15 protein-coding genes are annotated in these 12,265 nt (G+C 58.8%); 6 read left to right on the top strand and 9 right to left on the bottom strand.

Annotation, left to right across the window (positions count from 1 at the left end; translation table 11 throughout):
- The first annotated feature begins 319 nt into the window (after positions 1–319).
- Genes AC07V4_RS15550 through AC07V4_RS15530 form a run of 5 tightly spaced genes read left to right on the top strand, consistent with a single transcriptional unit; the run spans position 320 to position 4,516 of the window.
- Positions 320–1,099: a transporter substrate-binding domain-containing protein gene (locus AC07V4_RS15550; protein WP_492637025.1), complete on the top strand. Its 780-nt coding sequence runs from the start codon at positions 320–322 to the stop codon at positions 1,097–1,099.
- Positions 1,100–1,158: 59 nt separating this feature from the next.
- Positions 1,159–1,887: an ABC transporter permease gene (locus tag AC07V4_RS15545; protein WP_492637026.1), complete on the top strand. Its 729-nt coding sequence runs from the start codon at positions 1,159–1,161 to the stop codon at positions 1,885–1,887.
- Positions 1,884–2,594: an ABC transporter permease gene (locus AC07V4_RS15540; protein ID WP_492637027.1), complete on the top strand. Its 711-nt coding sequence runs from the start codon at positions 1,884–1,886 to the stop codon at positions 2,592–2,594. Before AC07V4_RS15545 ends, AC07V4_RS15540 begins: the two co-directional genes overlap by 4 nt.
- Positions 2,595–2,619: 25 nt before the next feature.
- Complete coding sequence (locus AC07V4_RS15535) at positions 2,620–3,738, top strand: succinylglutamate desuccinylase/aspartoacylase family protein (RefSeq protein WP_492637028.1); 1,119 nt, start codon at positions 2,620–2,622, stop codon at positions 3,736–3,738.
- A 13-nt stretch (positions 3,739–3,751) separates the two neighbouring features.
- Positions 3,752–4,516 (top strand): ABC transporter ATP-binding protein, encoded by a 765-nt coding sequence (locus AC07V4_RS15530; protein WP_492637029.1) that lies wholly within the window; start codon positions 3,752–3,754, stop codon positions 4,514–4,516.
- A gap of 51 nt (positions 4,517–4,567) precedes the next feature.
- On the opposite strand, the gene AC07V4_RS15525 is transcribed toward AC07V4_RS15530, so the two are convergent.
- Positions 4,568–4,765, bottom strand: coding sequence for a hypothetical protein (locus AC07V4_RS15525; RefSeq protein WP_492637030.1), 198 nt, complete (start codon positions 4,763–4,765; stop codon positions 4,568–4,570).
- A 107-nt stretch (positions 4,766–4,872) separates the two neighbouring features.
- Positions 4,873–5,439, bottom strand: a complete 567-nt coding sequence (dcd, locus tag AC07V4_RS15520; protein ID WP_065903042.1) for a dCTP deaminase — start codon at positions 5,437–5,439, stop codon at positions 4,873–4,875.
- A 400-nt stretch (positions 5,440–5,839) separates the two neighbouring features.
- On the opposite strand from dcd, the gene AC07V4_RS15515 reads away from it, so the two are divergent.
- A complete protein-coding gene (locus AC07V4_RS15515; RefSeq protein WP_002554837.1) occupies positions 5,840–6,049 on the top strand; it encodes a cold-shock protein in 210 nt (69 codons plus the stop codon).
- Positions 6,050–6,255: 206 nt separating this feature from the next.
- Here the strand turns inward: AC07V4_RS15515 and rpoS are convergent, their stop codons facing one another.
- The 7 genes from rpoS to fghA form a co-directional block, all read right to left on the bottom strand.
- Positions 6,256–7,263, bottom strand: coding sequence for an RNA polymerase sigma factor RpoS (gene rpoS, locus AC07V4_RS15510; protein WP_492637031.1), 1,008 nt, complete (start codon positions 7,261–7,263; stop codon positions 6,256–6,258).
- 106 nt (positions 7,264–7,369) lie between these two features.
- Complete coding sequence (locus tag AC07V4_RS15505) at positions 7,370–8,212, bottom strand: peptidoglycan DD-metalloendopeptidase family protein (protein WP_431751937.1); 843 nt, start codon at positions 8,210–8,212, stop codon at positions 7,370–7,372.
- 209 nt (positions 8,213–8,421) lie between these two features.
- Positions 8,422–9,057, bottom strand: a complete 636-nt coding sequence (locus tag AC07V4_RS15500) for a protein-L-isoaspartate(D-aspartate) O-methyltransferase (RefSeq protein WP_431751939.1) — start codon at positions 9,055–9,057, stop codon at positions 8,422–8,424.
- Between the two features lie 41 nt (positions 9,058–9,098).
- The gene (gene surE, locus AC07V4_RS15495) at positions 9,099–9,848 is read right to left on the bottom strand and encodes a 5'/3'-nucleotidase SurE (protein ID WP_431751936.1); all 750 of its coding nucleotides are present in this window, start codon (positions 9,846–9,848) and stop codon (positions 9,099–9,101) included.
- Positions 9,836–10,894 (bottom strand): tRNA pseudouridine(13) synthase TruD, encoded by a 1,059-nt coding sequence (gene truD, locus AC07V4_RS15490; protein WP_492637032.1) that lies wholly within the window; start codon positions 10,892–10,894, stop codon positions 9,836–9,838. Before truD ends, surE begins: the two co-directional genes overlap by 13 nt.
- Complete coding sequence (gene ispF, locus AC07V4_RS15485) at positions 10,891–11,364, bottom strand: 2-C-methyl-D-erythritol 2,4-cyclodiphosphate synthase (protein ID WP_010563541.1); 474 nt, start codon at positions 11,362–11,364, stop codon at positions 10,891–10,893. The genes truD and ispF overlap by 4 nt, the downstream gene beginning before the upstream one ends.
- Before the next feature lie 54 nt (positions 11,365–11,418).
- On the bottom strand, positions 11,419–12,264 hold the full coding sequence (gene fghA, locus AC07V4_RS15480) for an S-formylglutathione hydrolase (RefSeq protein WP_492637033.1): 846 nt from the start codon (positions 12,262–12,264) through the stop codon (positions 11,419–11,421).
- Position 12,265: the final 1 nt, after the last annotated feature.

Below are 12,265 nucleotides of genomic sequence, written 5' to 3'. Positions count from 1 at the left end.
CCTGAAGAAACCGGATCAAAATGTGGGAGCTGGCTTGCCTGCGATAAGGCCGTGTCAGTCACGCTTAAAGTGACTGATACACCGCTATCGCAGGCAAGCCAGCTCCCACATTGCAATCAGCGCAGCGCCAAAGTGGTGCACTCACTTTTTGATGCCCATTTCTGAGCATCTCCTACACTCAGAACTCCCTTCTCCTACCTTTTGAAACACTCATTCGGAACTATGGTGCAGAAATTGCTACTTGTGATCCGTCTGACACCGTTCAGTAACAGTCATAAACGCGCCACAAGCGCTTATCTTGGTTTCCAGGGAATACATAATGAAAAAAGCATTGCTGACCCTTTCTGCACTGGCTCTGTGCATGGCTGCAGGTACCGCACTGGCCAAGGAATACAAGGAATTGCGTTTTGGTGTCGATCCGTCCTACGCACCGTTCGAATCCAAGGCCGCCGATGGCAGCCTGGTGGGCTTCGACATCGACCTGGGCAATGCGATCTGCGCCGAGCTGAAAGTGAAGTGCAAGTGGGTTGAAAGCGACTTCGACGGCATGATTCCAGGCCTCAACGCCAACAAGTTCGATGGCGTGATTTCCTCCATGACCGTGACTGAAGCCCGTGAAAAGGCGATCGACTTCTCCAACGAACTGTTCTCTGGCCCGACCTCGCTGGTGTTCAAAAAAGGTGCGAACTACTCCACGCCTGAGTCCCTCAAGGGCAAGTCCGTGGGCTATGAACAAGGCACCATCCAGGAAGCCTACGCCAAGGCCGTACTGGACAAAGCCGGCGTGACCACCAAGGCCTACGCCAACCAGGACCAGGTCTACGCCGACCTGACCTCCGGCCGTCTCGACGCCTCGGTACAAGACATGCTGCAAGCCGAACTGGGTTTCCTGAAGTCTCCGGCAGGTGCTGACTACGAAGTCAGCAAGGCGATCGACGACCCATTGCTGCCATCCAAGACGGCGGTCGGTATCAAAAAAGGTAACAAAGAGCTCAAGGCACTGCTCGATAAAGGTATCAAAGCGTTACACGATGATGGCACCTACGCCACGATCCAGAAGAAACACTTCGGCGACCTGAACCTGTACAGCGGTAAATAACACCCTGGCGCCCACCGTTTTGCGGTGGGCGCTTTTTTATCGCCATAGGTCCTGAATTCATGTTTGAAGATCTTTTGCAAACCCTGGGGCTGAGTGCCTTCAGTCTGAAGGGGTTCGGCCCGCTGTTGCTGCAAGGTACGTGGATGACCGTGAAACTGTCGGTCGCCTCCCTGGCCGTCAGCGTCTTGCTGGGCCTGCTCGGCGCCAGCGCCAAGTTGTCCAGCGTGCGCCTGTTGCGCATCCCCGCACAGCTCTACACCACTCTGATTCGCGGCGTGCCCGACCTGGTGCTGATGCTGCTGATTTTTTACAGCCTGCAAATCTGGCTGACCGGTTTTACCGACTTCATGGAATGGGACTACATCGAGATCGACCCATTCAGCGCCGGGGTTATCACTCTGGGCTTCATCTACGGCGCCTACTTCACCGAGACCTTTCGCGGCGCGATCCTCGCCGTACCCCGTGGACAGTTGGAAGCGGCGACCGCTTACGGCCTCAAGCGCGGGCAGCGGTTTCGCTACGTAACCTTCCCGCAGATGATGCGCTTTGCCCTGCCGGGCATCGGCAATAACTGGATGGTGATGCTCAAGGCCACGGCGCTGGTGTCGATCATCGGCCTGGCGGACCTGGTCAAGGCTGCCCAAGACGCGGGCAAGAGCACCTATCAACTGTTCTATTTCCTGGTGCTCGCCGCGCTGATCTACCTGCTGATCACCAGCGCTTCCAACTTCGTCCTGCGTCGGCTTGAACGTCGCTACTCCGCTGGGACCCGGGAGGCCGTGCGATGATCGAACTATTGCAGCAATACTGGCGGCCCTTCCTGTACAGCGACGGCCAGCACATCACCGGGCTGGCAATGACGATGTGGTTGCTGAGCCTCTCGCTGGTGTTCGGTTTTGTGGTGTCGATCCCGCTGTCCATCGCCCGGGTGTCGCGCAAGCGCTGGGTGCGCTGGCCGGTGCAGTTCTACACCTACCTGTTTCGCGGCACGCCGCTGTATATCCAACTGTTGATTTGCTACACCGGCATCTACAGCATTGCGGCGGTGCGGGCGCAACCGATGCTGGATGCGTTCTTTCGCGATGCGATGAACTGCACCATCCTTGCCTTCGCCCTCAACACCTGCGCCTACACCACCGAAATCTTTGCCGGGGCGATCCGCAGCATGGCCCATGGCGAAGTCGAGGCGGCCAAAGCCTATGGCCTTACCGGTTGGAAGCTGTATGCCTACGTCATCATGCCCTCGGCCCTGCGTCGCTCGTTGCCGTACTACAGCAATGAAGTGATCCTGATGCTGCACTCGACCACAGTGGCCTTCACCGCAACGGTGCCTGACATTCTCAAGGTGGCCAGGGATGCCAACTCGGCGACCTACATGACCTTTCAATCATTCGGTATCGCTGCGCTGATCTACCTGACCGTGACCTTTGCCCTGGTCGGTCTGTTTCGGTTGGCGGAGCGCCGCTGGCTGGCCTTTCTCGGGCCAAGTCACTAAGCGGCCTTTCATGTAAGGAGCATTCATGCGACATGAGGTACATGATCTGATCGCACCGGTGCCGGGCACGGCGCGGCAGATCCACAGTTTTCACTTCGGCCCGGAACAGGCCGAAGGCAAGATCTACATCCAGTCATCGCTGCATGCCGATGAGTTGCCGGGCATGCTGGTGGCTTGGCACTTGAAGGTGCGCCTGGCTGAACTGGCGGCCGCCGGTCGCCTGCGCAGCGAAATCGTGCTGGTGCCCATCGCCAACCCGGTGGGGCTGGAGCAGGTGCTGATGGACATCCCTCTGGGCCGCTACGAGCTGGAAAGCGGGCAGAACTTCAATCGATGGTTCGTCGACCTCAGCGAGCAGGTCGGAGACCAGATCGAGGATGTACTCGGGGATGATCCGCAACACAACGTCGAGCTGATCCGCACCGCGCTGTCCAGCGCCCTCACCGCGCACACCGCCGACACCCAATTGCACTCCCAACGCCTGGTGTTGCAACGCTTGGCGTGTGATGCCGACATGGTGCTCGACCTGCATTGCGATTTCGAAGCCGTGGCGCACCTGTACACCACGCCCGAGGCTTGGCCTCGGGTTGAACCGTTGGCCCGGTATCTGGGTTCGGAAGCCAACTTGCTCGCAACCGATTCCGGTGGGCAATCCTTCGATGAGTGTTTCACCTTGGTGTGGTGGCAATTGCAGCAACGCTTCGGCGAGCGCTTCCCGATCCCCATGGGCAGCTTTTCGGTGACCGTCGAACTGCGTGGCCAGGGCGACGTCAACCACGGGCTGGCGGCCCTCGACTGCCAGGCGATCATTGATTACCTGATTCACTTCGGTGCGATTGCAGGCGACATCGCGCCACTGCCCGACCTGCCCTACCCGGCGACGCCGCTGGCGGGCGTGGAACCCGTCGCCACGCCGGTCGGCGGCTTGCTGGTGTTCAGCGCCCTGCCCGGTGAATACCTGGAGGCCGGGCAACTGATCGCCGAAATCATCGACCCCATTACTGACCGCGTAACCCCCGTGCCGTGTAAAAGCGCCGGCCTGCTTTACGCCCGCTCGCTACGCCGCATGGCCACTGCCGGGATGGTCATTGCCCATGTCGCAGGCACTGAGGCCTACCGCAGCGGCTACCTACTTTCGCCTTGAGGATGCATGCTCCATGTACAAATTGACCGTTGAAGGCCTGCATAAAAGCTATGGCGACAATGAAGTGCTCAAAGGTGTTTCGCTCAAGGCCAAGACCGGTGATGTGATCAGCCTGATCGGCGCCAGTGGCTCGGGCAAGAGCACCTTTTTGCGCTGCATCAACTTCCTGGAAACCCCCAACGACGGCGCCATGACCCTGGATGGTCAGCAGATCCGCATGGTCAGCGACCGCCACGGCATGCGTGTGGCCGACGATGCCGAATTGCAACGCCTGCGCACGCGTTTGGCGATGGTGTTCCAGCACTTCAACCTGTGGAGCCACATGAGCGTGCTGGAAAACATCACCATGGCACCGCGCCGAGTGCTGGGCTGCAGCAAGAGGGACGCCGAGGAACGCGCTCGTCGCTACCTGGACAAGGTCGGCCTACCAGCACGTGTCGCCGATCAGTACCCGGCGTTTCTGTCCGGCGGCCAACAGCAACGGGTAGCGATCGCCCGCGCCCTGGCCATGGAGCCGGAGGTCATGCTCTTCGACGAACCCACCTCGGCCCTCGATCCGGAGCTGGTCGGCGAAGTGCTGAAGGTGATCCAGGGCCTTGCCGAGGAAGGCCGCACCATGATCATGGTGACCCACGAGATGAGCTTTGCGCGCAAGGTGTCGAGTCAGGTGCTGTTTCTGCACAAGGGCTTGGTGGAAGAACAAGGCGCGCCTGCGGATGTGCTGGGCAATCCGCAGAGTGAGCGTTTGCAGCAGTTCTTGAGTGGCAACTTGAAGTAGCCCCTGACGCTGCCAAGGGGCATACCGTGCCGTAGCGAGCCTCTACAGGACTCAGCCGATAGGTGCGGGAGGTGGCTCATCCGGCAGGGTTGGCTCACCGGGCTCGGTAGGCTGTGGATAATCCGGCTCAGGTTGGCCGGGGATGCCGCCTGCATAGGCTGGGTCGGCCATCAGGGACCAAGCCAGAACACCAATCTGGTTGGGTTCAAGCCGGGCGAGTTCGGCGCTGATTCGCGGGTCGATCTTCATAAAGCACTCCTCAAGCGTGGCCCGGCGCGTTTTGCACGCGCCGAGGCTGTACACCCAATAGAGTCACTTCCCGCAGACAAATTCCCTTTACGTGTAGGGCATTTCTATCAAGCGCGTGGGAGAGTTACGCCACGCTGCCCCTGGTACTTGCCGCCACGGTCTTTATAGGACACTTCGCAGGCCTCGTCGGACTGCAGGAACAGCATCTGCGCCACGCCTTCGTTGGCGTAGATCTTCGCCGGCAAGGTAGTCGTGTTGGAGAACTCCAGGGTGACGTGCCCTTCCCACTCAGGCTCAAGCGGCGTCACATTGACGATGATGCCGCAACGGGCGTAGGTGCTTTTGCCCAGGCAGATGGTCAACACGTCGCGAGGAATACGGAAGAACTCCACAGTGCGCGCCAGGGCGAAGGAGTTCGGCGGGATGATGCACACGTCGCTCTTGACGTCGACGAAGCTTTTTTCGTCGAAGTTCTTTGGATCGACGGTCGCCGAATTGATGTTGGTGAACACCTTGAATTCATCGGCGCAACGCACGTCGTAGCCGTAGCTGGAAACCCCATACGAGATCAGGCGTTCGGCACCCTCGCCACGCATCTGGCGCTCTACGAAGGGCTCGATCATGCCGTGCTCTTGCGCCATGCGGCGAATCCACTTGTCCGATTTGATGCTCATGGCGGGTGTCCTGAATAGCGAGGTGGAAAAATTCTGTGGAGCATCTTACCGGGGCCGGCCCCAGGGTTCAAAGGGCGCGGGGCTTTTCTTGATGATGCCCGCCCTTACAGACAGACCGCATAAAGCCACAGTCAGCGGGGCCGGGACCCATGCTGGCACCGTTGGTGACCGTAAATACCACCGCCAGTCACGAAAATAGAGAAACCTTCGGAAATATCATTGGCACGTCCCGGAAAAAGGGTTAAGGTGGCGCCACTGTGCTGCTTGTGTCACTGAGAATCTCTACACGATATGTTGAATTTCGATCCAACCATCTCCAAGAATTTTTCCTGCTCTTTGCACTCAGTCTCGGCCAGGGCTTTTCCTGAGTCGCAGTTAACTTTGTCCAAGGAGATACACCATGTCTAATCGCCAAACTGGTACCGTTAAGTGGTTCAACGATGAAAAAGGCTTCGGCTTCATCACTCCACAATCCGGTGACGACCTGTTCGTTCACTTCAAAGCTATCCAATCCGACGGCTTCAAAAGCCTGAAAGAAGGCCAACAGGTTTCTTTCATCGCTACCCGCGGTCAGAAAGGCATGCAAGCTGAAGAAGTTCAAGTTATCTAACTTGTACTGACTTAGTCGAAAGAACCCCGCCCTTAAAAGCGGGGTTTTTTTATGCCTGCAATTTGGTCGTGGCACCAATGTAATGCCGGACACAAAAAATGTGGGAGCTGGCTTGCCTGCGATGGCATCGCCTCGGTTATTCAGTTACACCGAGTTGATGCCATCGCAGGCAAGCCAGCTCCCACACAAGCCTGCTCCTGCTTCGTTTACTGGAACAACGACTCACTCGACAAGCCATTCTTCTCAAGGATCTCACGCAAGCGCTTGAGCCCTTCCACCTGGATCTGCCGCACCCGCTCACGGGTCAAGCCAATTTCCAGGCCTACATCCTCCAGGGTGCTGCTCTCGTGACCGCGCAGGCCGAAGCGGCGAATCACCACCTCGCGCTGCTTGTCGGTAAGCTCCGACAGCCACTGGTCAATGCTTTGGGAAAGATCATCATCCTGCAACAGCTCGCAAGGATCTGTAGGACGATCATCCGTCAGGGTGTCCAGCAGGGTTTTATCCGAATCCGGACCCAGCGAGACGTCGACCGAAGACACACGCTCGTTCAGGCCGAGCATGCGCTTGACCTCCCCTACCGGTTTTTCCAGCAGGTTGGCGATTTCTTCAGGCGAAGGTTCATGATCGAGTTTTTGTGTCAGCTCACGCGCTGCCCGCAGGTAAACGTTGAGCTCCTTGACCACATGGATCGGCAACCGGATCGTGCGGGTCTGATTCATGATCGCCCGTTCGATGGTCTGGCGAATCCACCAGGTGGCATAGGTAGAGAAGCGGAAGCCGCGCTCTGGATCGAACTTCTCCACTGCCCGGATCAAGCCCAGGTTGCCCTCCTCGATCAGGTCCAACAGGGACAGACCGCGATTGACGTAGCGTCGGGCGATTTTCACCACCAGGCGCAGGTTACTTTCAATCATGCGCTTGCGCCCAGCCGGGTCGCCTTTCTGCGACAAACGCGCAAAATGGACTTCTTCTTCGGGGGTCAGCAGAGGGGAAAAGCCGATTTCATTGAGATACAACTGGGTCGCGTCGAGCGCCCGTGTGTAGTCAATGTACTTGTGTTGCTTCAACGCGGTGGAGTTTTTGGATTTGGTGCGAACTGAAGGTGCAGCAGCTCCTTCATCATTCGACATCGATTCCATATCGATGCTGGACTCCATAAGGAGAACCTCATCGTCGATGTCAAACTCCGGCGCTTCTTTACTGAGAGCCATTGTTATAGTCCTTTGGTGAGTTCGACCTCAAGCTCAAGCGACGCCTCTATCCTTGGCAACGCTGGAGCCTGTTCCTTCTACGTGAGGGAACAGGCTGTGCAACACATCAACGACGGGGCAGGAATTGCAGTGGATCTACAGGTTTCCCTTGGCGGCGAATCTCAAAGTGCAGTTTCACCCGGTCTGTACCAGTTGACCCCATTTCGGCAATTGTCTGTCCGACTTTGACCTGCTGCCCCTCCCGAACCAACAGCCTGCGGTTATGACCGTAGGCACTGACGTAGGTATCGCTGTGTTTGATGATGACCAGCTCGCCGTAGCCCCGTAAACCACTCCCGGCGTAAACCACTGTCCCATCAGACGCAGCTAAAACAGGCTGTCCCAAATCCCCGGCGATATCAATGCCTTTATTCAAACTACCGTTTGAAGAGAATTTTCCAATCAACACCCCGTTTGAAGGCCATCCCCAACCCGTTGGTGCCGGGCCCGGAGGTGGCAACGGCGCGGGTGCCGGTTTGCTCGCAACCGTAGGCGCGGCGGTGCCTGCAGGCCGAGTGATGATGGTGGTTTTGCTCGAAGACGACGGCGAAGATCCAGTGTTTGTCACAACTGTCGTAGGCGTAGAACCCGTGCGCCCATCAAAACGGATGGTTTGTCCCGGATGTATCGTATATGGCACAGGAATGTTATTGCGGGCCGCGAGTGCCTTGTAATCCCAGCCGTAGCGGAAGGCGATCGAGAACAGCGTGTCCCCCTTTCGCACTACATATTGCCCGGTGGTGACCGTCGGTCTTTGTGGCGCTGAACTGGCACCGTTGCGGTCGACAACCCGCGCGCCACTTGAGGGAGAGCTTGAGCAGCCCGCCAATAAGGAACTCAAGACAAGGCCAAGCACCAGTCGCTGAAAACTTGTTTTACTCATACGCTGCGCAAGACCTGTGAGACTCACCCGCCGCTCCCTTTGTGGTGGCTGAACATTAACGCCTGTATCAGGCCTGAAATATGACGCAAGTATAACTGGGCATTGAGTTTTTACCGGCACACGACTGAAACGAAAAATTCATCATGTTTAATTCCGGTTTTCAAGCATGTTGACACGATAGACCCCGCTGTAAGACACATCGCCGTCAACAGAATTCACTGTCCTCGAATAAATGATCAGGCCAGCGGGCCGTTGAGCAAGGGGACAAAGCGCACAGCCCCCAGTACATGCCGGGAAAAACCTTCGTCTTCGCGGATAATGAGCATCAATTGTTGCACTTCGCCAGCCCCCACCGGGATGACCAACCGCCCGCCAGGCGCCAGTTGATCCAGCAAGGCCTGCGGCACATCGGTAGCCACAGCCGTGACAATGATGCCGTTGTACGGCGCCAGGGCCGGCCAGCCTTCCCAGCCATCACCCCAACGGAACACCACATTGCGCAGGTTCAACTCCACCAGGCGCTCTTTGGCACGGTCTTGCAGCACCTTGATGCGCTCTACCGAGAACACGCGCTCCACTAACTGCGACAGCACGGCAGTCTGGTAACCGGAACCCGTGCCGATCTCCAAGACCTTGTCGAGAGGCCCAGCCGCCAGCAGTAACTCGCTCATGCGCGCCACCATATAAGGCTGGGAGATCGTCTGGTTATGGCCAATCGGCAATGCGGTGTCTTCGTAGGCGCGATGCGCCAACGCCTCATCAACAAACAGATGCCGAGGCGTACGCCGGATGACTTCAAGCACCTGGGCGTTGGACAGCCCTTCTTCATACAGGCGCTGGATCAAACGCTCGCGAGTACGCTGGGAGGTCATTCCGATGCCACGGCGCAGCATTTCGTCTTGTTCACGTGCCATCAACGCAGCCCCTCGAGCCAGCCATCGAGACTACTGAAGGCATCACTGAAGGTGCGATCAAGTTGCAACGGGGTAATCGAAACATAACCTTGCATCACCGCGTGAAAATCAGTGCCCGGGCCGCCATCCTCGGCATCACCCGCTGCCGCAATCCAATAACCTTCCTTGCCACGCGGGTCGACCACCTTCAATGGCGCCGCCGCGCGGGCGCGATGGCCCAGGCGCGTGAGCTGGATACCGCGGATATGATCGAGGGGCAAGTTGGGCACATTGACATTGAGCACCGTGCGCGGCGGCAGATCCAGAGAGCCGTGAGCCTCCACCAACTTGCGCGCGAAATAAGCGGCCGTCGCGAGGTTGTCCAATTGCCGTGAGGCAAAGGAAAAAGCGAACGAGGTTCGCCCGAGAAAGCGCCCTTCAAGCGCCGCCGCCACGGTGCCGGAATACAGCACGTCATCGCCCAGGTTGGCCCCCAGGTTTATCCCCGAGACGACAAGGTCCGGCTCCTGGTCCAACAAACTGTTGATCGCCAGGTGCACGCAGTCGGTGGGCGTGCCGTTCACGCTGATAAAGCCATTGGCCAGAACTTGCGGGTGCAGCGGACGGTCAAGCGTCAGCGAACTGCTGGCGCCACTCTTGTCCTGATCAGGGGCGACCACCACGCACTCGGCGTAATCCTGCAGCGCAGCATGGAGCGCGGCAAGACCGGGTGCGGTGGCACCGTCATCGTTTGATATCAGAATACGCATGGGTTGTCCGTCGGCCCCACCGGCACCAGATCAACAAGCTCGCGCACCAAGACAGTGGCGAAGCATCCGGCCGGCAGGACGAATTCCAATTGCAGAATGTCAGGTCCGGGATAATGCCACGTCAACCCGCCAATGGGCAGTCGAAGAATGCGACGTTCCTGGCTCATGCCGGCATTCACCAGCCAATCACGCAGATCGGCTTCGTCAGCGGCAACGGCCTGTTCCAAGGCATAAGTCGCCCCGGTGGCGGGCGAGTCACCCTCACCCCACTGCGGCCCAGTAGGGTGCAGGTCCAGGATGGCCAGGCGCGGATCGCTGCACTCAGCCTCCCCCGCAGGGAAAAAGCTGCGGCTGTCGGTAAACGCCAGCAAGTCGCCTACTTGGGCACGCTGCCAGGAGCCATCCGCGACACGCGCGGCCAATACCTTGTTAAACAGAAAACTGCGCGCCGTAGACAGCAGCCGCGAGCGCACATTGCGCTGCTCCGGCAGGGCCTTGCGCGCCGCCCACTCACGAGCGTCCACCACATTGCCGCCGTTATGGCCGAAACGCTGGGCGCCGAAGTAATTGGGAATGCCGTGCTGGGCGATCAATTGCAAGCGTGCATCGATGGCAGCGGTATCACCGGCCAGTTGCGTCAGGCGCAACGTAAAGCCATTGGCCGAATGCGCGCCGCGTTGCAGCTTGCGCTTGTGGCGCGTCATCTTGAGGATCTTGAGGGTGTCGTTTTCCGCACCGCTCATGTCCGGATCGGCCTTGCCCGGCAATTGCACGCTGAACCATTGGCGAGTCAACGCCTGACGGTCCTTGAGCCCGGCATAGCTGACGGTGCGCAACGGCACCCCAGCGGCCTTGGCGATACGCCGTGCAGCCTCTTCGGTATTCAGGCCACGTTTTTCCACCCATAACCACAGGTGCTCACCGTCCCCGGTCAGCGGGATATCCAGCACTTCGTCGACCTGGAAGTCTTCAGCCGTCGCCTTCAGTACCGCGCGGCCCAACGCCTCGCCATAGGCTCGCGGGCCCAGCAGTTGCAGGTCATTCATGCGCGCAGCAACAAGGCAACGGAGTGCACGGCGATGCCCTCTTCACGACCGGTAAAACCGAGTTTCTCGGTGGTGGTGGCTTTCACGTTCACTTGATCCAGTTCAATTTGCAGGTCGGCGGCGATCAACGCTCGCATCGATTCGATGTGCGGGGCCATTTTCGGTGCCTGGGCCACGATGGTGTTGTCGACGTTGCCGACCTTCCAGCCCTTGGCGTGGATCAGGCCAACCACATGGCGCAGCAAGACGCGGCTGTCCGCGCCCTTAAAGGTCGGGTCGGTGTCCGGGAAATGCTTGCCGATATCCCCCAATGCCGCTGCGCCCAGCAAGGCATCGCTCAAGGCATGCAGCAAAACGTCGCCGTCGGAATGAGCCAGCAACCCATGGTGGTGTGCGATCCGCACGCCGCCCAGGGTGATGAAGTCGCCTTCGGCGAAACGGTGCACATCGTAGCCGTGGCCAATACGCATAAAAAAACGCCCCGATTTAATTCAGGGCGTGATTCTACCTACTTTTGCCTCACATTAACCGAGCAAAGCACGACCATGATGTCGCAAATGGTCTTCGATGAAGCTGGCGATAAAAAAGTAGCTATGGTCGTAGCCAGGCTGCAGGCGCAACTCCAGTGGGTGGTTGGCCGCCTTCGCCACTTGCCGCAGGGCTTCAGGCTTGAGTTGCACAGCGAGGAAATCGTCGCGGTCGCCCTGGTCCACCAGCAGCGGCAGTTTTTCCGAGGCTTCGCTGATCAGCACGCAGGCGTCCCACTCACGCCATTTCGAGCGTTCTTCGCCCAGATAACGCGAGAAGGCTTTCTGGCCCCACGGGCAATCCATCGGGTTATTGATCGGCGAAAACGCCGACACCGACAGGTACCGCCCTGGGTTGCGCAAGGCACACACCAGCGCACCGTGACCGCCCATGGAGTGACCGCTGATGCCACGTTTATCCGATGCCGGGAAATGCGCTTCAACCAACGCCGGCAACTCCTGCACCACGTAGTCATGCATCCGATAGTGCTTGGCCCAGGGTTGCTGGGTGGCATTCAGATAGAAACCCGCGCCGAGGCCAAAATCCCATGCGTTGTCCGGATCGCCCGGCACGCCAGGGCCGCGCGGGCTGGTGTCCGGCGCCACGATGATCAGCCCCAGTTCGGCCGCCATGCGCTGGGCACCGGCCTTCTGCATGAAGTTTTCGTCGGTGCAGGTCAGGCCTGACAGCCAGTACACCACCGGCAGCTTGCCGCCCTGCTCCGCCTGCGGCGGCAGATAGACGGCGAAAGTCATCTCGCAGCCCAGCACATCGGAATGATGCTTGTAGCGTTTATGCCAGCCGCCGAAGCTCTTCTGGCACGACAGGTTTTCCAGACTCATG

The organism is Pseudomonas sp. GW821-FHT03A09 (genome assembly GCF_059421065.1).
The sequence above is the reverse complement of the archived record's forward strand: the minus strand, read 5'-3'. Positions and strand labels throughout refer to the sequence as shown.

Coding starts and splice junctions, on each gene's coding strand:
- AC07V4_RS15545 (WP_492637026.1), top strand. CDS start 1,159: ATGTTTGAAGATCTTTTGCAAACCCTGGGGCTGAGTGCCTTCAGTCTG.
- surE (WP_431751936.1), bottom strand. CDS start 9,848: ATGCGTATTCTGATATCAAACGATGACGGTGCCACCGCACCCGGTCTT.
- AC07V4_RS15535 (WP_492637028.1), top strand. CDS start 2,620: ATGCGACATGAGGTACATGATCTGATCGCACCGGTGCCGGGCACGGCG.
- AC07V4_RS15550 (WP_492637025.1), top strand. CDS start 320: ATGAAAAAAGCATTGCTGACCCTTTCTGCACTGGCTCTGTGCATGGCT.
- rpoS (WP_492637031.1), bottom strand. CDS start 7,263: ATGGCTCTCAGTAAAGAAGCGCCGGAGTTTGACATCGACGATGAGGTT.
- ispF (WP_010563541.1), bottom strand. CDS start 11,364: ATGCGTATTGGCCACGGCTACGATGTGCACCGTTTCGCCGAAGGCGAC.
- dcd (WP_065903042.1), bottom strand. CDS start 5,439: ATGAGCATCAAATCGGACAAGTGGATTCGCCGCATGGCGCAAGAGCAC.
- fghA (WP_492637033.1), bottom strand. CDS start 12,264: ATGAGTCTGGAAAACCTGTCGTGCCAGAAGAGCTTCGGCGGCTGGCAT.
- AC07V4_RS15525 (WP_492637030.1), bottom strand. CDS start 4,765: ATGAAGATCGACCCGCGAATCAGCGCCGAACTCGCCCGGCTTGAACCC.
- AC07V4_RS15530 (WP_492637029.1), top strand. CDS start 3,752: ATGTACAAATTGACCGTTGAAGGCCTGCATAAAAGCTATGGCGACAAT.
- truD (WP_492637032.1), bottom strand. CDS start 10,894: ATGAATGACCTGCAACTGCTGGGCCCGCGAGCCTATGGCGAGGCGTTG.
- AC07V4_RS15540 (WP_492637027.1), top strand. CDS start 1,884: ATGATCGAACTATTGCAGCAATACTGGCGGCCCTTCCTGTACAGCGAC.
- AC07V4_RS15515 (WP_002554837.1), top strand. CDS start 5,840: ATGTCTAATCGCCAAACTGGTACCGTTAAGTGGTTCAACGATGAAAAA.
- AC07V4_RS15500 (WP_431751939.1), bottom strand. CDS start 9,057: ATGACCTCCCAGCGTACTCGCGAGCGTTTGATCCAGCGCCTGTATGAA.